The sequence below is a fragment of the Solilutibacter pythonis genome, from assembly GCF_003697345.1.
Lineage (GTDB): Bacteria > Pseudomonadota > Gammaproteobacteria > Xanthomonadales > Xanthomonadaceae > Solilutibacter > Solilutibacter pythonis.
This window is the reverse complement of the sequence record NZ_RFLY01000014.1, coordinates 1-21,621: the sequence shown is the minus strand read 5'-3', so window position 1 is coordinate 21,621 and position 21,621 is coordinate 1. Positions and strand designations below refer to the sequence as shown.

Here is a 21,621-nt window from a genome sequence, read left to right as displayed (position 1 = left end):
TTACCGGCGCGCGGGATGTCGTTGGCTTATTTCAGCGTCACGAGTTGCTTGATGACGCCATCCAGGCCGCCGAACACGGTCAGCTTGTCGATCTTTTCCGTCACCTTCTCCAGAGCCTCCAGCTCCTTCAGGCGCATCAAGACCGGGCTGTCCTCGATCAGCCTGGCGGTGTTGAGCAGGGAACGCGTGGCGTTCGCCTCCTCGCGGCGGCGGATCACGTTGGCCTGCGCCTGCTTCTCCGCCTGCACGACGCCATTGAGGATCTCGCGCATCTCGCCCGGCAGGATCACGTCCTTGACGCCGACACCGATCACATCGATGCCGAGCGTCTCCACGCGAGCACGCGCGTAGGCAAGGATTTCCGCATCCAGCGTGGCCTTGTCGCCGAGCAACTCGTCGAGCGTCTTCACCGCCACCGCCTTGCGCAGACCGTACTGCAACTCGCGGTAGAGGTAATCGCCATACTTCGCCACCCGGGTACGCGCGGCGACCGGGTCGCTCACTCGCAACGAAGCGGCCAGGTTCACGCGCAGGCTCACCTTGTCCCGGGTCAACAGTTCCTGGCCCGAGACTTCCATGCTCTGCACTCGCAGCTCGACGGTTTCCGCCGCCACATTCTTCTGAAAGTTCCAGAAGGCGTAGCTACCGGCACCGACCACCTCCGCCAGCACGTTGTCGACAAACACCAGGCCCGCCGATTCCACCGGAACATCAAGCACCACGGCAACGCGCGCCAGCACGCCCAACTGGCGTAGGCGACGCGTCACCGCTGGCACGACGCGCAGGCTCTCGGCAAGCGACGGCTTTTCCAGCCCGACCCGTACCAAGCCGCGCCAGTACAGCTTGCGCGAACCCGGCGGCAGCACGTCCTCAAGCCTGCCGTTCTTCGACACCAGGCCAACCTCGTCCATGCCCACGTCGGCCAGCACGAAGGTTTCACCGAGCTTGTCGCCCAGCGCGGCGACCAGCGCGTCGGTATCGTTGCCGACGTATTCCGGCTTGCGAATGTCGTGTACGACGACTTCCGGCCGGCCACGCCATGCAAACAGGCGATGCACGCCGGGCGCGAGGATGCGCTCGAAACGACGATTGCGATACACCAGGCCGCGCTCAGCATCACCGATCACGACCCGTTGGGTCCAGAACATCATGGGTTTTCTCCTTGTGGTTTGGCTCTGGTGATCCGGCTCGCTGAGGCGCGGGGAGCCGGTTGCCGCGTTCGTGCCGCGCGCGCGATGCGTTCGGCGGAAAAAGTGGAAACGCCCCTGACGCGCGCCTGGTGGGCGGCCGGTGCTGGCGTTGGCATCTATCGTGGTTCCACGGTTGCGCCCATGCCGACGCGCCGCTGTTTCGCCACGTTGTCTGCCACCGCCAGGACGCGGTGCCGGCCAGGCACCCGCCGCGTGATTCGTTGCGCGCCGCGATCCACTGCCGCGCCTGGCGAAACACGCGCGGGGCGGTTCCGGTTTGGGCTTGCGCCCGACGTGCTGATTTGAAACCAGCCATCGTTGGAGCGGGACTCGAACCCGCGACAGGTGGATTAACAGTCCACTGCTCTACCCGACTGAGCTATCCAGTGGTCAACGTGCGGGACTCGAACCCGCAACCGACAGCATCCGAAGCTGTTGCTCTCCCAGTTGAGCCAACGTCGTCGCAGCCGTCTCGAAGCGGCATCGGCATACGCTTGCGGCAACGCCGTGCGCACCGGACGGGAACGAAAGCCCGTACCGCTGTTGCCGCCCAAGATTTCGACTGCGCATTGCCGCCTCCTTCGAAGCGGCAATTCGTTGCGTCGCATCGCGCCACGGCCCGCACCGAAGGCACCCAAGGCGCCGCGCCGATACGGGCGAGGCCCGCTCGTCGCGTCCTGCGCGCCCCATACCACCGGCCAGCATGCCCGTGTGCCTCGGGATCGCGCGATGCACGCTTGTCCAGAACTTCCTTTGCGAATGCTCAAACGAAAATGCCCCCGGGTTGGTGTCCGAGGGCATTCGCGGTTCCTCGGGAGATCGGGGTGACCGATCTCCCGGGCAGGAGTCGATCAGGGTGTGGGGCGCTTGCCTTCGTATGCAAACCACGCACGCAGGCCCGCAACGCGCTTGAGCGGCGATGGCATCGGGCGGTTGGCGATGTAGTGGGGATTCGGCATGATCGAAAGCGTGCTCGACTCGAAGAAAACACGTTGCGCGGATTCGCAACGGCAGCGCAGCCTAGCCGCGATGCCGCGCGCATGCAAGCGAAATGCGCATTACCCGACGAAGGGCGCCGGCCGGCAACCGAGCGGTACCGGCCAGCCAACCCGCCGCCAGCGAAACATCGACGCCCCCTGGCCTGGAGTGACACCGCGCGCAATCCTCGAACCATCGGCAAATCGCGGCACGCCAATGAAGCGCGCGCGTCGTTGACCATGCGTCATACGCCAGACGCGATGACGGGCGAACGACGCCGACGCCCCCACGCGCTTGCAAGCCCGATTGCTCCCAGCCCGGCCGATCCATGAAGCGCGGGAAGCCAAAACGGCCACCGGCCTGTATGATAATGATTCTCAACTGGAAGACATTCCTGCCTTGTCCCTCCCGCACGCGGAACTGAACACGCTCTACCTTCAACATCACCACTGGCTGCTGGGATGGTTGAGAAAGCGCATGGGCGGGGAAGAGTCCGCGCGCGACCTGGCCCAGGACACCTTTCTGCGCCTGATGAACAAGCAGGAAGCCCCCGACCTGCGCACGCCACGCGCCTATCTCACCTGCGTGGCGGAAGGGTTGCTCATCAATTTCTGGCGACGCCGCGACATCGAGCGCGCGTATCTGGAGCACCTCGCCACGCTGTCCCTGCCCTGGTGCCCCCCAGCGGAGGAGCGGCAGGCCGCGCTGGACGCCCTGCTCCGGCTGGACCGGATGCTGGGTAACCTGCCCGCCCGCACCCGCGAGGTTTTCCTGCTCTCCCGGCTCGATGGGCTGGGCTACGCGGAAATCGCCCAGCGCCTCGGCATATCCGTGCGCACCGTCAAGCGCGACATGGCCGCCGCCTGGCTGGACTGCCTGCAAGCGATGGAATAGGCATGGACAGCGCCACCGACCTCCCACAAGCCCTGCGCGAAGCCGCCGACTGGCTGGTGCGCCTGGAGGATGACAGCACTGGCCCGGACGAGCTGGAAGCGCATCGCCACTGGCTGGCCGCCGCCCCCGCCAACGCGGCGGCTTGGCGGCGGGCCGGCGCGCTCCGCTCGCTGTTCGACACATTGCCGCCCTCGCTTGGCAGCACGGCCCTCCCCCCCGCCAAGATCGACCGACAGCGCCGGCAATGGCTGGGAACGGCGGCCGCACTGACCGTCGCCGCGCCCCTGGGCTGGCTGACGCTACGCGAAACCGGCGCCCTGCCCGCCGGCGAAGTCATTCACACCGCCATCGGCGAGCAACGCGACGTGCGCCTGCCCGATGGCGTACACCTCCGGCTCAACACCGGTACCCACATCGAAGTGGCCTACGACGACCAGCAGCGGCTGTTGCGGCTGATCCGTGGCGAGGTCATGATCGAGACCGCCGCCGACCCCATGCGCCCCGCGCGCCCGTGGCGGCTACACACGCCACACGGCATGCTGCACCCCCTCGGCACCCGCTTCGGCGTGCGCCTGGAAGATACCGCCACCCGCCTCGCCGTGGAACGCGGTGAAGTGAAAGCCATCCCCGCGCGCGCACCGCAACGCGCACGTATCGTCCAGGCCGGCCAGGAAATGCGTTTCGGCGCCGATGGCGCGGGCGCCAGCCTCGCCCTTGCGGAAACCGCCTTCGACTGGCTGCATGGCCGCCTCGCCGCGCACGCCATGCCGCTTGAGCAGCTCACGGCGGAGCTGGCCCGCTACCGCCGTGGCTGGCTGGATTGCGACCCCGCCATCGCCGGCATCCTGGTTTCGGGCATGTTCCAACTAGCCGATATCGATGCCGCGCTGGCCCTGCTTGCCGACGCCTTCCCCATCCGCATCGAGCACCGCACCCGCTGGTGGGTACGGCTGCGCCCGGCGCTCCCCTTGGCCCAGTAAGCGCTTCCAGCTCCCGGAAAACCCTCTGGGACACCCCGGAAACCGACAGCGCACCGGTACCACGCGGCAAGCGTCCCCAGCGCCCAGAAAACCCACCGGGATGGAACGGCTTGGCCCCTTTGCCTGACTCGACGGGCAATGAAAACGATAATGACTTTCAATAGGAATCAGCACCGTGCCATCACGCCCCTCTCCCCGCCCCTTGCCGCTGGCGCTCGCCTGCGCGCTGGCCTTGGCCTCGCCCGTGCTACTCGCCAGCCCCGTGCCCGCCCAGGCGCAGGCGCGCGCGCATGCCCTCGACCTGCCCGCCGCGCCGCTCGCCACCAGCCTGAACCGGCTGGCCGCCGCCACCGGCGTCTCCATCAGCTTCGACCCGGCCATGACCCACGGCCTGCAAGGCCCGCCGCTGCGGGGCGACTACACCCTGGAGACGGCCATGCGCCAGCTACTGGCCGGCAGCGGCCTGACCTGGCGCCAGCCACGGCCCGGCGCGCTGACCCTCCAACGCCTCCCCGCCCCGGCCGATACGGATGACGTGATGGTCACCGACGTGCTCTCGGTGGAAGGGCGCGGCACGAGTGAGGGCACACCGGCCGATACGTTCTATGAAGCGCCGCAATCCGGTGCGCACATCTCGCAGCAACGCATCGAGCGCTTCCGCGGCACCCAGGCCGGCGACGTGCTCAAGGGCATCCCCGGCGTCTTGAACGGCGACAACCGCATGGGCGGCAACGCGCTGGACGTGAACATCCGCGGCATGCAGGGCGTGGGCCGGGTGCCGGTGGTGATCGATGGCAGCCAACAGCAGAACACCGTGTATCGCGGCTATTCCGGCGTGGCCGGGCGCACCTACGTGGACCCGGATCTGATTGGCGGCATCACCGTCAGCAAAGGCCCCAGTGGCGGCGCGGAAGGCCAGGGCGCGACCGGCGGCGTGGTGAGCATGCGCACCCTGGAGGCGCGCGACATCATTACCGACGACAAGGACTGGGGCCTGCGGGTACGGCTGGGCTACAGCGACAACAGCCGCAGCCCGCCGCCGGCGTTTACCAGCGGTGGCCTGCCCAACACCATTTATCTCGTTGATTGCTCACCAGCACTACTACAAATGGGCTACGCGCCTTGCGCCAAAATAAGCGCCGCGCCATCCGCCAATCAACCCCATTCAGAACGATTGGCACGCCCTGGCTTTGGTCAGCCAACCGGCGGCTACGGCAGCTTGGCCTTTGCCAAGCAATGGACGAATTTCGAGCTGGTCACGGCCTACGCACGGCGCAAAAGCGGCAATTATTTTTCCGGTAAAAACGGGCCAGCCATTCCCAGGTTCATGGGCTACCAAAAAGAAAACGTCATTCTTGACCCAAGCCTGCCCGACTTCTGGATGACCTATGTCAAGCCCGTGGCGCAAACCAACCTCAACCAATTCCGCGGCGGTGAGGAAATCCTCAACACGTCAACCGACAACACCTCGTGGCTGCTGAAAGGGAAATGGAACCCCTCGCCCGACCAGGCGCTGGAAATCGGCCTGATGAATTACAAGAGCGAATACGGTGAACTGATGCCCTCCATGGTGATTCGTGGCGAAGGCCCGATCCAATCCGGCATCAGCACGGTGGATGCCAATACCCATACCGTGCGCTACAAGCTCGACCCCCGGAATCCGCTGATTTCCCTCAAGCTCAACCTGTGGCAGACACGGGTGAACAACATCATGCGGCTGGCTTATTCATTTCCGGCCTTTGGCCTTTTCAAGCACACAACGACTATGCACTTCCAGTCCGTGCGACGCGGGCTGAATATCAGCAACCAGTCCGAGATCGATACCGGCATGGGAATGCTTATGCTCGATTACGGCGCAAGCCTGCAAAAGGAGAACTTGCAGCCATTACCCGGACAATCCACCGACGAGGGCGACCGCAACGCCAACGCGGGATTCGCCCTGTTCTCAGGCGACCGGGATGCCAAACGCAAGGAAAGCAGCGCCTATGTGTCAGCCGAATGGACACCACTGGACTGGCTAAAATTCAACGGCACCCTGCGCCACAGCCGATTCAGCTCTTACGACCGCAACAGCAATTGCAAACTCACGAAACAGCTTTGTGAAAAGGGAAACTACGAAGGAAGCGCCAGCGGCACCGCCCCGATCATCGCAGTCACCTTCATGCCACTGGAAGGCATGCAAATCTACCTCCGCCATGCCGAGGCCTTACGCATGCCGGCTTTGTTCGAAGTATCCAGAGGCGGCTCGGCCGACCCCAACCCGGCCAACCCCGTACGCCCGGAACACGCGCGTAACCGCGAGATCGGCTTCAACCTGCTGAAAAGCGATGTGTTGGGCGAGGACGACCGGCTGCGCTTCAAGCTGGCGGCGTTCCGCAACCACGTCAAGGATTACATCACCTACGCCAACGACCTCAAGGGCAGTGGCCTGATCAATATCGATTATGCCGACTTCCGTGGCTACGAGGCCAGCCTGGAATACGAAACACCGCGCTGGCATGCCGCCATTTCTGGAAACCGCTACAGCAAGATCGAATTCTGCAATTTCAGTTTTGAGCCTGGTGCGCAGTTGGAGCCCTGCATCGCGGACAGGCGGTATGCCGCCGCCGGGCTGGGCTATGCGGTCAACCATATCCCGCCCAAGACCTCCGGCACGCTGGAGGCCGGGGTCAGGTTGTTCGACCAGCGCTTGAGCCTGGGCGGGCGCGTGACCTATGTCGGCCAACGCGCGGATTCACTGGTGATCGCCCCGGGCAGCAGCTCCACCACCGTGGTGTGGACGCCCTATACCTTGGCCGACCTCTACGCCAATTACCGGTTCAACAAGCGGGTGGCGCTGGATTTCACCATCGACAACCTCACCGACCGTTACTACATGGACGCGCTGACGCTGGGCCTGATGCCCTCGCCCGGGCGCACCATGAAACTGGGTTTGACCGCGCGGTTCTGAACCGTGCGGCCATGCATGGAGCTGTGGCAGGCGGGCGGGATGCCCGGCATCTTTAACTTCAACTTGAATAGGAATATCTCATGAAAAAGCAATACAAGTTTTCCACCCTGGCGTTGGCGCTGCTGGCGATCGGTATGATCGGCTCGGCGCAAGCTGAGGATCAGTTTGTTGGCGGTTCCAGCAATACCAAAAATGTCGTCACCGGCAAATCGGTAGGGAATGGCGGGCCACATAAGCCCGGGTTTGCAGGTATTGGTGTCCGCACCCTATACAACCTGAAGATTGTCGACCTGCAAGGCGTCGCCAAGCTGAGCATCCCCTACGGCACGTCCGATGGCGTCTCCGTCTACAGCCTGGCATTGCCAGTCGTCAATCTGCCAGGTTCGCATCTGGGCATGGGCGTGTTCAGCTTCGCCAAGGTCGGCGCGGGCGACGTCTGGTTCGGTGAGTGGTCCACCAACGGCAGCATCGGCGGCTTCACCGACCGCACTGTCTACTACGTGGGCGACAAGGCCGGCACCACCATGCCCACCGGCGGCAGCGCCACTTACGCGGTCAAGGGCATCAACAAGCACAACACGCTTGGCACCAACCTGATGTCCGGCACCTTCACCGCCGATTTCGGTGCCAACACGCTGAGCGGCAGCATTGCCAACAGCGACCTGAAGGTAACGATCAACGCCAACATCAGCGGTTCCGGCTTCAACGGTACGGCCACGGCCATGTCCACCAACACGTCCACGCCCAATGGCGCCAGCGGCAGCTCGCAGGGCCAGTTCTACGGCAACCAGGCGGCCGCGCTGGCCGGCATGGCCACTTTTGCCGGCGGCAGCCAGTACGACACGGCCTTTGGCGGCAACAAGCAGCCGTAATCCCGGTGCCGGAGGCACTACTCGGGGATTGACGTCCCGACACCCGCCCGATTCAGGACGAACCGGGCACACGCGATGATTCAAAAAGCGGTGGGGCAAAGCCAGCAGGAGGCCAGCCATGCCCCGGCACGGAACACGCCGGACAACCCGATTCATATGCACGAAACCCCATTACCGAGACCCGCCGCCCGGCAAGCCCGCGCCTTGCTGGCCTGCCTGCTGGTCGTTCCGCCGGCCCTGCTTGCGCAGGCGCGCGACGATACCCGGCTGCGGCTGGACCACGCCATCGAGCGCGATGCGCGCGCCAAGGAGCGCGCCCTGCTTGAAGAGGAAGCACGTCAGGATGCCAGCGCCGCCGACACCCTGACCATCGACGGCCAGACCTATACCGTCGCCCCCGACGTGGACCAGACCGGGCGCGCGCTGTACCTGGCCATCGGCCGCCGCCAATGGGCGGACGCGCGGCGCTTTCTCGACCGTTATCTACAACTGCCCGGCCACGACAACATGCTGGTGCACCACGCCCAGGGCGCGCTGGCGCGACAGGCGGGGCACCTCGCCCAGGCCGAGGCGGAATACCGCGCGCTGCTGGCGATCCAGCCGGATTTCCTGCCGGGCCGACTGGAGCTGGCGCGGGTGCTGTTCGAAAACCACCAGGACGGGGAAGCCGAACGGATGTTCCGCGACATCCGCGCCGGGCTGGACACGGAAGACATCAGAACGCGCGGCGTGACGCACAACGTCGATACTTTCATCAAATCGCTCGAAAAGCGCCGGAGCTGGCAAGGCTCGGTGGCCGTCGGCGCGCTCTGGAGCAGCAACCTCAACCAATCCTCGCGCGACCGCACCTGCCTGTGGCTGGATACGGGCAGTGGCAAATGCCTGGTCGAGCGCATCGCGCCCGAAGCCATCGCCGCGCCGGGGCTGGATTACGAGGCCGCCATCGCCCGGCGCTTCCCACTTTCGGGCCACCACGGCCTGTACGTGCGCGGACTGGCCTACGGGCAGGCATGGCGCGGACATAGCGCCTTCAACGATGGCAATGCCAGCCTCCAGGCCGGCTGGAGTTTCGAGAACGCCCGCCATCAATTCACCCTCGCCCCGCTCTACGAACATGCCCTGCTGGGCAACCGCACGCTGTATCGCGGGTACGGGGTGCAGGCGGAGTGGTCGCATTCGCTTTCCCCCCAGCGCTTCTTGAAAGTGGAAGGCAGCCACCGTTATCTACGGCACTTGCGGCAGGGCTACGACCGTCTGGACGGCACGCAGAGCGCGGTTTTCGCCACCCTCTGGCAGAGCCTACCCGGGCGCTGGACGCTCTTCGGCGGCCCGGACATCACCCGCCGCCGCGCCCGCGTGGAGGTGGAAAGCTGGCACTCGTACGGGCTTCGGCTGGGCGCGCACAAAGCCTTCGGCGAGCGCTTCGACGCCATGCTGATGGCCACCTTGCGGCAACGCCGCCATGCCGCCTTCAACCCCTTGCTCGGCGCCCGCCGCGAAGACCTGGAGCAGCATTGGACGCTGCTGCTGCGCGCGCCCGCATTCGACGTTTTCGGGCTGACGCCCGGCCTGTTGCTGCGGCATGGGCGCACCCGCAGCAGCGTGGACTGGCTCTACGGCCACGAACGAAACAGCGCGAGCCTGCGGCTCGAACGCCGCTTCTGATCCGAATTTCTCCACCCCAACCGACACGAAATCATGACCGACCCGATGCCCTCTCCTTTCAGCAAGCAGCTCAAGGAAGCCACCCGCGAAACCCATGACGCGCTGGACCAGACGATCATGCGAAGCGAGCCGTTCGCCAGCCGCGCGCACTACGGCCGCTTCCTGCGCATGCAGTACCTGTTCCACCGCGACATCGCGCCGCTGTTCGCCCACGCCGGCCTGCGCGCGCGCGTGGCCGACCTGACCGAGCGCCAGCGGCTGGAGGCCCTGCGCCAGGACATGCGGGATCTCGACATCCCCGTGCCCGAGGACACCGCCGCGGTGATCGATGCCGATATGCCGCTGCCGGCCGCGCTGGGCTGGTTCTACGTGGCCGAAGGCTCCAACCTGGGCGCGGCGATCCTGTTCAAGCAGGCCGCTCGGCTGGGCCTGGGCGCGAACTTCGGCGCGCGCCACCTGGCCGCGCATCCCGATGGCCGCGCGCCGCATTGGCGCGCCTTCACCCAGGTGCTCGACAGCGAGCCGCTGGACGAGGCGGCGCGCGCCGAGGCCACCGAGGCCGCGCGCACGGCGTTCCGACGGGTACATGCCCATGCCGCCCATTGCTTCGCCTGAGCGCCCGGCCGGCATGCGGACGTTGTGGCTGGCCCTGGGCTGGTTGATGGTGGCGCTCGGCTTCATTGGCGCGCTGCTGCCGGTGATGCCGACCACCATCTTCCTGCTCCTGGCGCTGGCCTGTTTCACCCGCTCCTCGCCGCGCTTGCAGGCACGCCTGCTGGCGCATCCCCGCTATGGGCAGACCCTGCGCGACTGGCACGAGGAAGGCGCGATTTCCCGCCGGGGCAAGCGCTACGCGCTGGCCGGGATGGCGCTCGGGTTCGCCCTCTTCATCGGGCTGACCCGCCCGCCGGCGTTGCCGGCGTTCGCCGCGCTGGCGCTGCTGCTGGCCGGGGCCGTGTTCGTCGCGACACGGCCGCTGCCGCAACGCGCCCGCCCCCCCGACGCATGAGCGGCAAGGGACGCCGCCTCATCGTCATCCATCCTTTTCCATACGAGCCGAACCCCATGCAGAACACTCCGACTTTTTCGCCCGAACACGCGGCCAACCTCACCCCCTGGGGCATGTATCTTTCCGCCGACTGGGTGGTGAAGGCGGTGATGATCGGCCTGGTGCTGGCCTCGCTCGTGACCTGGACGGTGCTGATCGTCAAGCAGCGGGAACTCGCCCGCCGCCGCCGCCGCCTGCGCGCGGCGCGGAACCTGTTGGCCGGAAGCCGGCAATTACCCGACCCCGGAGAGTTCCCCGCCGATGGCGACGACACCGCCCGCCAACTGCTGGAAGCGGCCCGGGCGGAGCTGGCGCTCTCCAGCACGCTGGATGCCCCGGCCGGGGTAAAGGAGCGGGTGGCCTCGCGGTTTTCGCGCATCGAGCTTGGCTGGCTGCGCGAGGCGCGCCAGGGGATCGGCATCCTGGCCAGCATCGGCGCGGTCGCGCCGTTCGTCGGCCTGTTCGGCACGGTGTGGGGGATCATGAACAGCTTCATCGGCATCGCCCAGGCCAATACCACCAACCTGGCGGTGGTCGCGCCGGGGATCGCCGAAGCCCTGCTGGCCACGGCGCTGGGACTGGTGGCGGCGATTCCGGCGGTGGTCATCTACAACCATTTCACCCGCTCGCTGGGCAGCCTACGCGGGGAACTGGGCGATGTCTCGGCGCTGATCGAGCAGACCGTCTCGCGCGAGCTGGATCGCGGCGCGACCGGCAACGCGGATTGAGGAGGACGTCATGGCGATCGGAATGCGCGACGCGGGCGACGACCTGCCCGAGGAAAACCACGAGATCAACGTCACCCCCTTCATCGACGTGATGCTGGTGCTGCTGATCATCTTCATGGTGGCCGCGCCGCTGGCGACGGTGAACGTGCCGGTGGAATTGCCCGAAAGCAACGCCCCGCCCCGCCCGGCGGACAAGCCCCCGGTATTCCTGACCGTGCGGGCCGACGACACCCTGCACGTGAACGACAGACACGTCGAACCCGAGAAACTGGGCGCGGCGCTGGATGCGCTGACCGACGGCAACCATGACGAGCGCATCCACCTGCGCGCCGACAAGCAAGTGCCCTACGGCGAGCTGGTCGAGGTGATGAACAGCCTGCGCCGCATCGGTTATCTGAAAGTCGCGCTGGTCGGGCTGGAGGGGTCGGCGCCATGAACGGATGCCATCGGGGCTGGGTGCGATGGGCGGGCGGGTTCGCCGCCGCGCTGGCACTACACACCGCCGCCATCGGCGCCTCGCTATATTGGGCGCGCCTGCCCGATACCCCCACCACGCCGATGCCGGCGCTGCTGGTGGACATGACGCCGGAACCGAAAACCGCCGCGCCGCCCACGGACTTGCCGCCCGGGCCGCCACAACCGGCACAGGACGCGGCACGCCCCAAGCCGCGCCCCAAGCCCAAACCCGAGCAGCCGAAGCCGCCGCACCCCGACGTGGAGCCACTGCCCGCACCGGTACCCGACCCCGCGCCCGCGGAAACACCCGAAGCCGACAATGCCCACGAAAGCGAAGCCTCCCTCGCCAGCGCGCCCCCCAGTGCCGCCTTGCCGAGCGCCGAGCAGGCGGCGGGCCGGCAGGCGCTCTCGGGCATTGGAAAAACCCGTGTGTCCAACTGGCAGGGCGCGCTGCTAGCGCACCTGGAACGCCACCGCCGCTATCCGCGCGAAGCCGAGCGCGCCGGGTTGCAAGGCACCGTCTACGTGCGCATCTCGGTAGACCGGCAGGGCAATCTGCTTGGTTGGCGCATCACGCGCGGCAGCGGCCACGACCTGCTCGACGAAGCCGCACTCGCCACCGTGCAACGCGCCAATCCGGTACCGCCGCCGCCGCCCGACATCACCCCGATGCCTGTGGAAGTGATGATTCCGGTGGATTTCTCCATTCGGCGGAAATGGTGATGGCGACAAGACACCCCCATACTCGACCCTCGCAGCCAGGTTGCGGCAAGCGCCCCAGGGCATCCGCCGGCATGACCCAGCCATTCCATCCCGATACGGAAACTGGCATGCCCAAGCAAACGTCCCCCTCCGCACTCCCGCCGTCCCATCACCGCCGTGAGGCTTCCCGGTCCTTCGACGAACCGCCGCACCACGCGTGGCATCCGTCGCGGCAAGCTCCACCCCCGTCCACGACATACATGCGCGAAGGCCACCGCGAGGCGAGCCAAGCGTTCGAGACCGACGAAAAACGCGCCGTGCAACACGCAAGCTCAGCACCGGGGAGAGAACACGCCGTCATCGTGATCGCACACCGGCTTTCGACCACGACCGGAGCGCGGCAGATCCTGGTCATCGACGACGACCAGTTACCCGAAGCCGGCCCCCCTGCCGAATTACCGGCGAGAGACGGCCGCCATGCCGCACCGTGGCGGGTACGGCAAAGTGTCAAGCAATGGCGGGCCGCGGCATGAATCCGGAAGCATCCGCACTGGGAAATCCCATGAACGACATGCGGCCGCTGCTGCTGGTCAACCTGATCTGCATGGCCGCCATCTATGCCTTCGTGGCATTGGCCAGCCCACTGGCGCATCTCCTGAACCTAAAGGCATGGCACATCGGCATGCTCTTCGGCGTGGTGGGATTGATATGGATAGGACTGGCCGGCGCCTGGGGCCAGGTGGCCGACAGGCGCGGCAGGGTAACGACACTGCGCATCTCGATGATCGGCTTCACCCTGGCCTATCTGGCGCTGGCCGCCTATGCCTGGTGGGCGCTGCGACAGACGCCGCACGCCACGCCCGCCGCGACATTGAGCTTGGCGGTAATGCTGCTGACGCGCGGCGTGATGGGCGGCTTCTACGCCGGTATCCCGGTGGCGGCGATGGCCTGGGTGGCGGACCGGACCGCCCACACCGAGCGCGCCCCGGCAATGGCCCGTCTGGGCGCGGCCGGGGCCATCGGCATGGTGCTTTCGCCTCCGCTGGCCGGCTGGGTGGGCCGTCACGACATCGCGCTTTCGCTGGCGGTTTTCGCGCTTCTCCCGTTATTCGCGCTCCCCCTGCTCTCGCGCCTGAAAGAATCCCGTCAGCCCGCCGCCGCCACACAAATGGCCCGGATGAACCCTGGCGACCGCCGCATCCGTCGAGCTTGGCTCGCCACCTTCGCCATGTACGGCAGCGTGATCATCGCCAACATCTGCCTGGGGTTCTTTCTGATCGACCGGCTGCGCGTGGAGGCGCGGGACTCCGCCGCCTGGGTCGGCGCGGCGCTGGGCTGCGCCGGACTGGCCCTGATCGTGGCGCAGACGCTGGTCTCGCGCCGGCCCGATGTCACGCCCGCGCGATGGCTGCGCTGGGGCACGCTGCTCGGTGCGGCCGGTTTCGGCTCCGTGCTGCTCTTCGCCCATCCGCTATCGATCTGCCTGGGCTATTTCATCGCCGGTTTCGGCCTGGGCATGGCGTTTCCCGCCACCTCGGCGCTGGCCGCCAACGCGGTCGAGGCGCACGAACAGGGCGCCTGCGCCGGGGCGATATCGGTGGCGCAGGGACTATCGATGGTGGTCGCGCCGGTCATCGGCACGCTCGTGTACCAGTGGCGCGAATGGGCGCCGTTCGCCCTGATCGCCCTCGTGCTTGTCGCGGTGTCGCTGGGAAGAGCACCGCCATCCCTGCCCGCCCATACGGATCGACGATAACCGCACCGCCGCGCCGGAAACATGGCCCGGGCGTCCGGCCGTTACCGGATGCCCGGGCCACCCAGGATGAATGTCAGGCCGGGCAGGATAAAACCACCGCCCGGAGACCGATCGTCACCCCAGGCCGGACATGGGCCTCAGCCTCGGGTAACCAATAACCGGCAGCGGCGCAAGGCGGATCAGAACTCCCAGCCCAGGCTCAACACCCATCGCGCGCCGGCCTGACTGGCTTCGTCGAGGTTTTCTGATAACGCCTCGCCATAGCTCGTCGTATCCGTCCAGGCCAGTTCGGCCTTGACCGGGCCGAACTGCCGGTTCACGCCAAGCAGGAGATCGTCGTAACTGTCGCCAGCGGCCTTCTTCAGATCGTAGTGGCCGGCCTGCGCCTTCAGGCCCCAGCCGGATTCGCCCAACGGCAGATCGACACCGGCGTTGTAATAAATGCCGCGCGCGCCCAGCTTGAAGATGTCCGGCGAATAGGCGAGGCCGACATAGACGTGTTGCGGGAAGGTCAGCTTGCCTTCTATCTCGGTGTAATTCACGTTGAAGCCCGGTTTGGCGCGTGGATAGGTGACGCGGCTCAGCGACAGCTCCAGCTCGCTGCCGTTGCCGAACACCTCGCCCGACCAGCCGATGTAGGGATCAAGCTCGTAGCGGATGCCGTCGTTCTCGTCGCCGGTCGCGGTGAAATCGACGTTCGAGGCCCAGACCCCGGCATGGAAGCCGCTGCGATGGCTCAGGTTGAGATCGAATTGCAAAGCCGGCTTGCCGCGGGTCTGGGAAATCCCGCGCCAGACGTAATCGCTGACGCCGGTGACACCGCCGCCAAGCGTCCAGGCGGCCTCCCGCCCAACCTCCGGCCCGACCTCCTGCGCCAAAGCCGGCGCGGCCAGCAGCGACAGGCTCAAGGCCAGGCCCAGAGAAGAAACACGCATGATCGCCTCCACGGCGGAAATCGAGAGGCGCATACGATAGCGCCAGACATCGCCTTCGTCGCGCCGAATTGCGCGGCAAGGCTGCGCTCAGCACGTAGAATTCGCATCGAACATCTCACCCCGGAGCCACCCGTGACCCTGCGCCTTGCCCCGCTCGCCTGCGTTGTCCTGCTCGTTGCCGCCTGTGGCGGCAAGCCCGCCGGCGACACCGCCGCCGCCCCTCCGGGCCCGGAGAAGAAGGTGCTGAACGTCTACAACTGGTCGGATTACGTCGCCCCGGACACCATCGCCAATTTCGAGAAACAGACCGGCATCAAGGTCAACTACGATGTCTATTCCGAAAACGAGACGCTGGAAACCAAGCTCTCCGCCGGCAATTCCGGCTACGACGTGGTCTTCCCCTCGGCGCGACCGTTCGCCCAGCGCCAGGTCAAGGGCGGGATGTACGCCGCGCTGGACAAGACCAAACTGCCGAACTGGCGACACCTCGACCCGGCGATCCTGAAGGGCCTGGAGGACATCGATCCGGGCAACGCCCACGTCGCGCCCTACATGTGGGGCACGACCGGCCTGGGCATCAACGTCGGCAAAGTGAAGGAAATCCTGGGCGAGGACGCGCCCATCGATTCCTGGTCGCTGCTGTTCGACCCGGCCAATGCCGCCAAGCTCGCCCAATGCGGCATCAGCGTGCTCGACGACGACCAGGAAGCCTTCGGCGCCGCGTTGATCTGGCAAGGCCGCGACCCCAATGCCGGCAGCGCCGACGAAATCGAGCGGGTCAAGCGGGTGTACGGCGCGATCCGTCCCCACATCCGCAATTTCAACAACGCCGAGTACAAGGACGCCCTGGCCAATGGCGACGTCTGCGTGGCGATGGGCTATTCCGGCGACGTGGGTCAGGCCCGCGACGTCGCGGTGGAGGCCGCCAAAGCCGCCGGCCGGTCGGTGCCGGACATCCGCTACGTGATTCCGAAGGAAGGCGCGATCCGCTGGATCGACGTCATCGCGGTGCCGAAGGACGCCCGGCACCCGAGCAACGCGATGGCCTTCATCGACTACCTGCTCGACCCGAAAGTGATCGCGGCGGTCAGCAACGAAGTGGCCTACGCCAACCCGAACAAGGACGCCACCGCGCTGGTCGATCCCGGCATCGCCAACGATCCCGGCGTATATCCGCCGGAAGCGGTGCGCGCCAAACTGGTCGACCCGAAATCGCTGCCCGAAAGCATGCAACGCCAGCGCGTGCGCGCCTGGACCGCGATCAAGAGCGGGCGCTGAGCGCATGAGCTCGCCCCGCCCCCTCCCGGTCGAGCCTTGGCGCGACGCCGACGCCAAACCCTTCGTCCGCATCGAGGCCGTGACCAAGACCTACGGCAAACTGCACGCCTGCGACGACATTTCGCTGGACGTCTACCGTGGCGAATTTTTCGCCCTGCTCGGCGGCTCCGGCTCCGGCAAGAGCACGCTGCTGCGCGTCCTGGCCGGCTTCGAAACCCCGGACAGTGGCCGGGTGCTGATCGACGGCATCGACGTCACCGCACTGCCGCCGTACAAGCGGCCGGTCAACATGATGTTCCAGAGCTACGCGCTGTTCCCGCACATGACGGTGGCGCAGAACATCGCCTTCGGCCTGAAGCAGGACGGCATGGCCGGCGGCGAGATCAAGGACCGCGTGCGGCAGATGCTGGAGCTGGTGCAGATGCCGCAACTGGGCGGCCGCAAACCCGACCAGCTTTCCGGCGGCCAGCGCCAGCGCGTGGCGCTGGCCCGCGCATTGGCCAAACAACCCAAGCTGCTGCTGCTCGACGAGCCGCTGGGCGCGCTCGACAAGCGCCTGCGCGAACGCACCCAGTTCGAACTGGTCAACATCCAGGAGCGGGTCGGCACCACCTTCGTGATGGTGACGCACGACCAGGAGGAGGCGATGACCATGTCCACCCGCATCGCGGTGATGGATGCCGGCCGCATCGTCCAGGTTTCCACACCGGCGGCGCTGTACGAATACCCGGCCACCCGTTTCGTCGCCGAGTTCATCGGCGGTATCAACGTGTTCGAGGGCCGGGTGCTCGCGCACGACGCCACGAGCGGCATCGCCCGCATCCAGTGCGAAGCGGTGGCCGGGGGCGTCATCCTCGCCCGCCAGGCCGACCCGCTGCCGGAGGGCACGGCGGTCAGCGTGGCGGTGCGGCCGGAGAAGATCGACGTCCACGAGGCCGAAGTACGCGACGAGAACGTCGCCGTCGGCAAGGTGCGCGACGTGGCCTATCTGGGCGATGTCTCGATCTACCACGTCGAAACCGAATCCGGCACGGTGATCCGCGTGCAGGAAACCCACATCGAACGCAGCTCCGAGCCACATTACGAGTGGGAGGAAACCCTGTGGCTGACCTGGAGCGCGGCCAGCGCCGTGGTGCTCACGGCATGAACGCGCACGACCCGCGCGCGCAAGGAGCATGGTCGTTCTGGGACGAGGTGGTGCGCAACCTGTTCGGCTGGTTCCGCGCGGTGGGCACGGAGTTCCGCACCCGGCGCGGCCGTTTCCTCGTCACCATGCTGCCGGTGCTGTGGCTGCTGCTGTTCTTCGCGGTGCCATTCCTCATCGTGCTGAAGATCAGCTTCGCCGAAGCGGTGTTCGGGCAATCGCCCCCCTACACGCCGCTGCTCGAAACCACGGCCGAGGGCGCCACCAGCCTGCGCCTGCACACCTCGGCCTACGCACTGCTGTTGCAGGACCCGCTCTACGTCGCCGCTTATCTGAAATCGCTGCTGTTCGCCAGCGTCTCCACCCTGCTCTGCCTATTGCTCGGCTACCCCATCGCCTACGGCATCGCACGCGCCAGGCCGGTACTCCGGCTCTTGCTGCTGGTGCTGGTGATCCTGCCGTTCTGGACCAGCTCGCTGCTGCGCACCTACGCCATGATCGGCATCCTCAAGGCCAATGGCCTGGCCTCGCAGGCGCTGGCGGCGCTTGGCCTCATCGATCCGGGCGGCGCCATCCTGCATACCGATCTCGCGGTCTACATCGGCATCGTCTACAACTACCTACCGTTCATGATCCTGCCGCTCACCGCCACCCTGATGCGCCTGGACTTCACGCTGCTGGAAGCCGCCGCCGATCTCGGCGCTCGTCCGTGGCAATCGTTCCTGCGCATCACTCTGCCGCTGTCGATGCCGGGCATCATCGCCGGCGCGCTCCTGGTATTCATCCCGGCGGTGGGCGAGTTCGTCATCCCCGACATCCTCGGCGGCCCCGATGCGCTGACCATCGGCCGCGTGCTCTGGACCGAGTTCTTCACCAACCGCGACTGGCCGGTGGCCTCCGCGGTCGCCATCGCGATGCTGCTGTTGATCGTCATCCCCACCCTGCTGTTCGAATACTTCGAAAACCGCCGCGCCGAGCGCGAGGCCCACGCATGAAACGACGCAACTGGGGCCTGGGCGCGGTGATGCTGGCGGGCTACGCCTTTCTCTATATCCCGATCGTCTCGATGATCGTGTATTCGTTCAACGCCTCCCGCCTCGCCACGGTCTGGGGCGGCTTCTCCATCCACTGGTACACGGCGCTGTTCCAGAACGAGCAATTGATGACCGCGCTCGGCCGCAGCCTGACCATCGCCGCGATCTCGGCGAGTGCCGCGGTGTGCATCGGTACCGCCAGCGGGCTGGCGCTCTCGCGCTTCGGCAAGTTTCCCGGGCGCGGCACGCTGAGCCTGATGAACTCCTCGCCGATGGTGATGCCGGACGTGATGCTCGGTCTGTCCTCGCTGCTGCTGTTCGTCGCCCTGCAACAACTGTTGGGCTGGCCCGAGCGCGGCATGCTGACCATCACCCTCGCCCACATCACGCTCACCGCCTGCTACGTCACCGTGGTGGTGCGCTCGCGCATGGTGGCCCTGGACGAAAGCCTGGAAGAAGCCGCGATGGATCTCGGCGCCCGCCCCTGGCGGGTCTTCTTCCTCATCACCCTGCCGCTGATCGCCCCGGCGCTGGTGGCCGGCTGGCTGCTGGCCTTCACCCTCTCGCTGGACGACCTGGTAATCGCCAGCTTCACCTCCGGCCCCGGCGCCAGCACCCTGCCGATGGTGATCTATTCAAAAGTCAAACTCGGCGTGACACCGGAAATCAACGCACTGGCGACCCTAATCGTCACCGTGGTGGCCGCTGGCGTGGCGATTGCCGGCATCGTCATGCACCGCCGCGAAGCGAAGGCCGAAAATACCCGCTAACTGGACGTCAACGACCAGGATCGCCCCAGCCTTACCCCGGCCCCCTGGCTGCACGACCCCGATACCCAGCAATGGCAGCGCAATCGCGCCACCGACGCGCGGCCCAACGGCGGCTATCACTATCAGCCGGAAGTGGCCTCCCCCGAACGCGCCGCCCAACTCGACCGCCAGGCCGCCGACGTCATCCAGGCCAATATCGCCCACGGCCCCGCCGCCCTCGCCGCCCGCTACGACGTGGCCCACCGGCTCAATGGTTGGGCGAACATCGAGACCGTTTCCATCCCGGCCGCCATCCACACCGCCCGCGACCCCGACCACCTGCAAGCCTCCAACGCCCGCCCCTACCAACGCGGCGACGATGGCCTGTGGCGGCACGGCGATGAAGTAGCGACTGGCCCTATCGCCGCCGAACTCGCGGCCACCCGCGCCGCCCTGCAACCTCAACTGGCCCAGCACGCCCGGACGATGGCCGCCCTGCCCACTTGGCAGGCCCCGACCCAGGAGCAACGCGACCTCGCCCAGCTGGCCAATACCTATGCCAGCCACGGCGTGGCTCCCCATACCGAAACACTGGCCGCCGTCCATCTGGCGGTGAACACCACCCGCGTCCGGGCCGGCCTCGACCCGGCCAACACCGCCCTCGCGCTCGATCCGAACGCCACCGGCAAATACGGCATCCACACCCACAGACCACGCCGGTTATGCTGGCCGCGAGGGAAACGAGCAGCAGCCGCAAACATCCGTGGCGAACGGCAAACATCGATCCGTGCGGGGACAGCGCCAGACCGGCCGTCTCTGTGAAAACACCCCACCCAGGAAGCCAGACCATGAAGATCATCGACAACCTTTTCAGGCGAAAAGAACCGAAAGAGCCGTGGCCACTTCGGTTCGATAGTTATTCATTGGGTGCATATTGCTTCAATACACTCAAGTGCAGAATCATCTTCAATCGCCGCCAGCTCTCTTTATATCTCGACGAACCTTCTGGGAAACCTCTCCCCAAGGAAAACTGGAGCGCTTCGTTTGGCAGTACGGAAGCGTTCGAGACTCACGGATTCCCTTCGCCTGTCGACATCAAATGGACGGCATTGGATGGCATCGAACGCGAAACGGAGATAGACCTGGAGACGGTCTTCCCGGGACATGAAATCCTGCATAACGTGCCACGCGAAAGTGTCCATGAGTACTGGGCCACTTACATGAAGCACCACGCCTGGATCTTTCTCGAAGTCAATGATCGCACCATCAATATTTATATTGAAGCATGGGTTTTGACCAGACATGAACAGCCGGGCGATCCCGAATTAAAAGAAAGCCGGAGTGATCTACTGCTGGCCTGGACAAGAACCTACCAAGGGGAGTGAGCGACATGACCGAGCACCGTAATAAAGTTTCCCTCATGCTGGGCCAGGATGGCTTACCCATGGACGATGTCTCGCACTACGAGGCAACGCCTGAACATCTACGCAGCTTCGACCAAGCCTCCGATCAGCTATCCAAGTTCAAACCCCTCAGCTATCCCTGTGAAAACACCTCCACCCAGGAAGCCAGACCATGAAGATCATCGACAACCTTTTCAGACGAAAAGAACCGAAAGAGCCGTGGCCACTTCGGTTCGATAGTTATTCATTGGGTGCATATTGCTTCAATACACTCAAGTGCAGAATCATCTTCAATCGCCGCCAGCTCTCTTTATATCTCGACGAACCTTCTGGGAAACCTCTCCCCAAGGAAAACTGGAGCGCTTCGTTTGGCAGTACGGAAGCGTTCGAGACTCACGGATTCCCTTCGCCTGTCGACATCAAATGGACGGCATTGGATGGCATCGAACGCGAAACGGAGATAGACCTGGAGACGGTATTTCCGGGGCATGAAATCCTGCATAACGTGCCACGCGAAAGTGTCCATGAGTACTGGGCCACTTACATGAAACATCATGCACGAATTTATTTGGAAATCAATGATCGCATCATCAATATTTATATAAAAGCATGGATTTTGACCAGACATGAACAGCCGGGCGATCCCGAATTAAAAGAAAGCCGGAGTGATCTACTGCTGGCCTGGACAAGAACCTACCAAGGGGAGTGAGCGACATGACCGAGCACCGTAATAAAGTTTCCCTCATGCTGGGCCAGGATGGCTTACCCATGGACGATGTCTCGCACTACGAGGCAACGCCTGAACATCTACGCAGCTTCGACCAAGCCTCCGATCAGCTATCCAAGTTCAAGGCGCCTC

General features: G+C 65.6%; 22 protein-coding genes and 2 tRNA genes. 20 read left to right on the top strand and 4 right to left on the bottom strand.

Annotated elements, in window-relative coordinates; translation table 11 throughout:
- Positions 1 to 26 precede the first annotated feature (26 nt).
- From EBB59_RS09835 to EBB59_RS09825, 3 genes are all read right to left on the bottom strand, one after another.
- Complete coding sequence (locus EBB59_RS09835) at positions 27 to 1,148, bottom strand: slipin family protein (protein ID WP_122102045.1); 1,122 nt, start codon at positions 1,146 to 1,148, stop codon at positions 27 to 29.
- Between the two features lie 360 nt (positions 1,149 to 1,508).
- Positions 1,509 to 1,576 (bottom strand) — tRNA-Asn (locus EBB59_RS09830).
- 1 nt (position 1,577) lies between these two features.
- Positions 1,578 to 1,651, bottom strand: a tRNA-Pro gene (locus EBB59_RS09825).
- Between the two features lie 916 nt (positions 1,652 to 2,567).
- Here EBB59_RS09825 and EBB59_RS09815 point away from each other — a divergent pair.
- The 12 genes from EBB59_RS09815 (at position 2,568) to EBB59_RS09760 (ending at position 14,219) form a co-directional block, all read left to right on the top strand.
- A complete protein-coding gene (locus EBB59_RS09815; RefSeq protein ID WP_245979222.1) occupies positions 2,568 to 3,062 on the top strand; it encodes a sigma-70 family RNA polymerase sigma factor in 495 nt (164 codons plus the stop codon).
- Positions 3,063 to 3,064: 2 nt separating this feature from the next.
- Entirely contained in the window at positions 3,065 to 4,042 is a 978-nt protein-coding gene (locus tag EBB59_RS09810; RefSeq protein WP_122101983.1) for a FecR domain-containing protein, read from the top strand.
- Positions 4,043 to 4,217: 175 nt separating this feature from the next.
- Positions 4,218 to 6,992: a TonB-dependent receptor gene (locus EBB59_RS09805; protein WP_147455562.1), complete on the top strand. Its 2,775-nt coding sequence runs from the start codon at positions 4,218 to 4,220 to the stop codon at positions 6,990 to 6,992.
- Between the two features lie 80 nt (positions 6,993 to 7,072).
- Entirely contained in the window at positions 7,073 to 7,864 is a 792-nt protein-coding gene (locus EBB59_RS09800; RefSeq protein ID WP_122101981.1) for a Slam-dependent surface lipoprotein, read from the top strand.
- Positions 7,865 to 7,939: 75 nt separating this feature from the next.
- A complete protein-coding gene (locus EBB59_RS09795; RefSeq protein ID WP_122101980.1) occupies positions 7,940 to 9,529 on the top strand; it encodes a surface lipoprotein assembly modifier in 1,590 nt (529 codons plus the stop codon).
- Positions 9,530 to 9,562: 33 nt separating this feature from the next.
- Positions 9,563 to 10,144: a biliverdin-producing heme oxygenase gene (locus EBB59_RS09790; protein WP_122101979.1), complete on the top strand. Its 582-nt coding sequence runs from the start codon at positions 9,563 to 9,565 to the stop codon at positions 10,142 to 10,144.
- Between the two features lie 13 nt (positions 10,145 to 10,157).
- A complete protein-coding gene (locus tag EBB59_RS09785) occupies positions 10,158 to 10,538 on the top strand; it encodes a YbaN family protein (RefSeq protein ID WP_122101978.1) in 381 nt (126 codons plus the stop codon).
- 56 nt (positions 10,539 to 10,594) lie between these two features.
- Positions 10,595 to 11,305 (top strand): tonB-system energizer ExbB, encoded by a 711-nt coding sequence (exbB, locus tag EBB59_RS09780; RefSeq protein WP_245979221.1) that lies wholly within the window; start codon positions 10,595 to 10,597, stop codon positions 11,303 to 11,305.
- Between the two features lie 10 nt (positions 11,306 to 11,315).
- Positions 11,316 to 11,741 carry a TonB system transport protein ExbD gene (gene exbD, locus EBB59_RS09775; protein ID WP_122101977.1) on the top strand — a complete coding sequence of 142 codons (426 nt, stop codon included), beginning with the start codon at positions 11,316 to 11,318 and terminating at the stop codon, positions 11,739 to 11,741.
- A complete protein-coding gene (locus tag EBB59_RS09770) occupies positions 11,738 to 12,484 on the top strand; it encodes an energy transducer TonB (RefSeq protein WP_122101976.1) in 747 nt (248 codons plus the stop codon). The genes exbD and EBB59_RS09770 overlap by 4 nt, the downstream gene beginning before the upstream one ends.
- 239 nt (positions 12,485 to 12,723) lie before the next feature.
- The gene (locus tag EBB59_RS09765) at positions 12,724 to 12,996 is read left to right on the top strand and encodes a hypothetical protein (protein ID WP_122101975.1); all 273 of its coding nucleotides are present in this window, start codon (positions 12,724 to 12,726) and stop codon (positions 12,994 to 12,996) included.
- 29 nt (positions 12,997 to 13,025) lie between these two features.
- Positions 13,026 to 14,219, top strand: a complete 1,194-nt coding sequence (locus EBB59_RS09760; protein ID WP_211327727.1) for an MFS transporter — start codon at positions 13,026 to 13,028, stop codon at positions 14,217 to 14,219.
- Between the two features lie 179 nt (positions 14,220 to 14,398).
- On the opposite strand, the gene EBB59_RS09755 is transcribed toward EBB59_RS09760, so the two are convergent.
- Positions 14,399 to 15,154 (bottom strand): TorF family putative porin, encoded by a 756-nt coding sequence (locus EBB59_RS09755; RefSeq protein WP_158601773.1) that lies wholly within the window; start codon positions 15,152 to 15,154, stop codon positions 14,399 to 14,401.
- Positions 15,155 to 15,286: 132 nt separating this feature from the next.
- Between EBB59_RS09755 and EBB59_RS09750 the strand changes: the two genes are divergently transcribed.
- From EBB59_RS09750 to EBB59_RS09720, 8 genes are all read left to right on the top strand, one after another.
- Positions 15,287 to 16,432 carry a polyamine ABC transporter substrate-binding protein gene (locus EBB59_RS09750; protein ID WP_211327726.1) on the top strand — a complete coding sequence of 382 codons (1,146 nt, stop codon included), beginning with the start codon at positions 15,287 to 15,289 and terminating at the stop codon, positions 16,430 to 16,432.
- A 4-nt stretch (positions 16,433 to 16,436) separates the two neighbouring features.
- Positions 16,437 to 17,579, top strand: coding sequence for an ABC transporter ATP-binding protein (locus tag EBB59_RS09745; RefSeq protein ID WP_122101973.1), 1,143 nt, complete (start codon positions 16,437 to 16,439; stop codon positions 17,577 to 17,579).
- Positions 17,580 to 17,704: 125 nt separating this feature from the next.
- On the top strand, positions 17,705 to 18,571 hold the full coding sequence (locus EBB59_RS09740; RefSeq protein ID WP_211327729.1) for an ABC transporter permease subunit: 867 nt from the start codon (positions 17,705 to 17,707) through the stop codon (positions 18,569 to 18,571).
- A complete protein-coding gene (locus EBB59_RS09735; protein WP_122101972.1) occupies positions 18,568 to 19,380 on the top strand; it encodes an ABC transporter permease subunit in 813 nt (270 codons plus the stop codon). Before EBB59_RS09740 ends, EBB59_RS09735 begins: the two co-directional genes overlap by 4 nt.
- A gap of 132 nt (positions 19,381 to 19,512) precedes the next feature.
- Positions 19,513 to 20,181 (top strand): hypothetical protein, encoded by a 669-nt coding sequence (locus EBB59_RS09730; RefSeq protein ID WP_122101971.1) that lies wholly within the window; start codon positions 19,513 to 19,515, stop codon positions 20,179 to 20,181.
- Between the two features lie 26 nt (positions 20,182 to 20,207).
- The gene (locus tag EBB59_RS09725; RefSeq protein ID WP_122102039.1) at positions 20,208 to 20,744 is read left to right on the top strand and encodes a hypothetical protein; all 537 of its coding nucleotides are present in this window, start codon (positions 20,208 to 20,210) and stop codon (positions 20,742 to 20,744) included.
- Positions 20,745 to 20,749: 5 nt separating this feature from the next.
- The gene (locus tag EBB59_RS13500; RefSeq protein WP_147455561.1) at positions 20,750 to 20,938 is read left to right on the top strand and encodes a hypothetical protein; all 189 of its coding nucleotides are present in this window, start codon (positions 20,750 to 20,752) and stop codon (positions 20,936 to 20,938) included.
- On the top strand, positions 20,935 to 21,471 hold the full coding sequence (locus EBB59_RS09720) for a hypothetical protein (protein WP_122101970.1): 537 nt from the start codon (positions 20,935 to 20,937) through the stop codon (positions 21,469 to 21,471). Before EBB59_RS13500 ends, EBB59_RS09720 begins: the two co-directional genes overlap by 4 nt.
- The last annotated feature ends 150 nt before the right edge of the window (positions 21,472 to 21,621 follow it).

Bases quoted from the DNA above. Each gene is read 5' to 3' on its own strand.
- exbB (WP_245979221.1), top strand. From the start codon at position 10,595: ATGCAGAACACTCCGACTTTTTCGCCCGAACACGCGGCCAACCTCACC.
- EBB59_RS09770 (WP_122101976.1), top strand. From the start codon at position 11,738: ATGAACGGATGCCATCGGGGCTGGGTGCGATGGGCGGGCGGGTTCGCC.
- EBB59_RS09745 (WP_122101973.1), top strand. From the start codon at position 16,437: ATGAGCTCGCCCCGCCCCCTCCCGGTCGAGCCTTGGCGCGACGCCGAC.
- EBB59_RS09800 (WP_122101981.1), top strand. From the start codon at position 7,073: ATGAAAAAGCAATACAAGTTTTCCACCCTGGCGTTGGCGCTGCTGGCG.
- EBB59_RS09810 (WP_122101983.1), top strand. From the start codon at position 3,065: ATGGACAGCGCCACCGACCTCCCACAAGCCCTGCGCGAAGCCGCCGAC.
- EBB59_RS09785 (WP_122101978.1), top strand. From the start codon at position 10,158: ATGCGGACGTTGTGGCTGGCCCTGGGCTGGTTGATGGTGGCGCTCGGC.
- EBB59_RS13500 (WP_147455561.1), top strand. From the start codon at position 20,750: ATGACCGAGCACCGTAATAAAGTTTCCCTCATGCTGGGCCAGGATGGC.
- EBB59_RS09720 (WP_122101970.1), top strand. From the start codon at position 20,935: ATGAAGATCATCGACAACCTTTTCAGACGAAAAGAACCGAAAGAGCCG.
- EBB59_RS09795 (WP_122101980.1), top strand. From the start codon at position 7,940: ATGATTCAAAAAGCGGTGGGGCAAAGCCAGCAGGAGGCCAGCCATGCC.
- EBB59_RS09765 (WP_122101975.1), top strand. From the start codon at position 12,724: ATGCGCGAAGGCCACCGCGAGGCGAGCCAAGCGTTCGAGACCGACGAA.
- exbD (WP_122101977.1), top strand. From the start codon at position 11,316: ATGGCGATCGGAATGCGCGACGCGGGCGACGACCTGCCCGAGGAAAAC.
- EBB59_RS09835 (WP_122102045.1), bottom strand. From the start codon at position 1,148: ATGTTCTGGACCCAACGGGTCGTGATCGGTGATGCTGAGCGCGGCCTG.
- EBB59_RS09725 (WP_122102039.1), top strand. From the start codon at position 20,208: ATGAAGATCATCGACAACCTTTTCAGGCGAAAAGAACCGAAAGAGCCG.
- EBB59_RS09790 (WP_122101979.1), top strand. From the start codon at position 9,563: ATGACCGACCCGATGCCCTCTCCTTTCAGCAAGCAGCTCAAGGAAGCC.
- EBB59_RS09740 (WP_211327729.1), top strand. From the start codon at position 17,705: ATGCTGCCGGTGCTGTGGCTGCTGCTGTTCTTCGCGGTGCCATTCCTC.
- EBB59_RS09760 (WP_211327727.1), top strand. From the start codon at position 13,026: ATGAACGACATGCGGCCGCTGCTGCTGGTCAACCTGATCTGCATGGCC.
- EBB59_RS09735 (WP_122101972.1), top strand. From the start codon at position 18,568: ATGAAACGACGCAACTGGGGCCTGGGCGCGGTGATGCTGGCGGGCTAC.
- EBB59_RS09755 (WP_158601773.1), bottom strand. From the start codon at position 15,154: ATGCGTGTTTCTTCTCTGGGCCTGGCCTTGAGCCTGTCGCTGCTGGCC.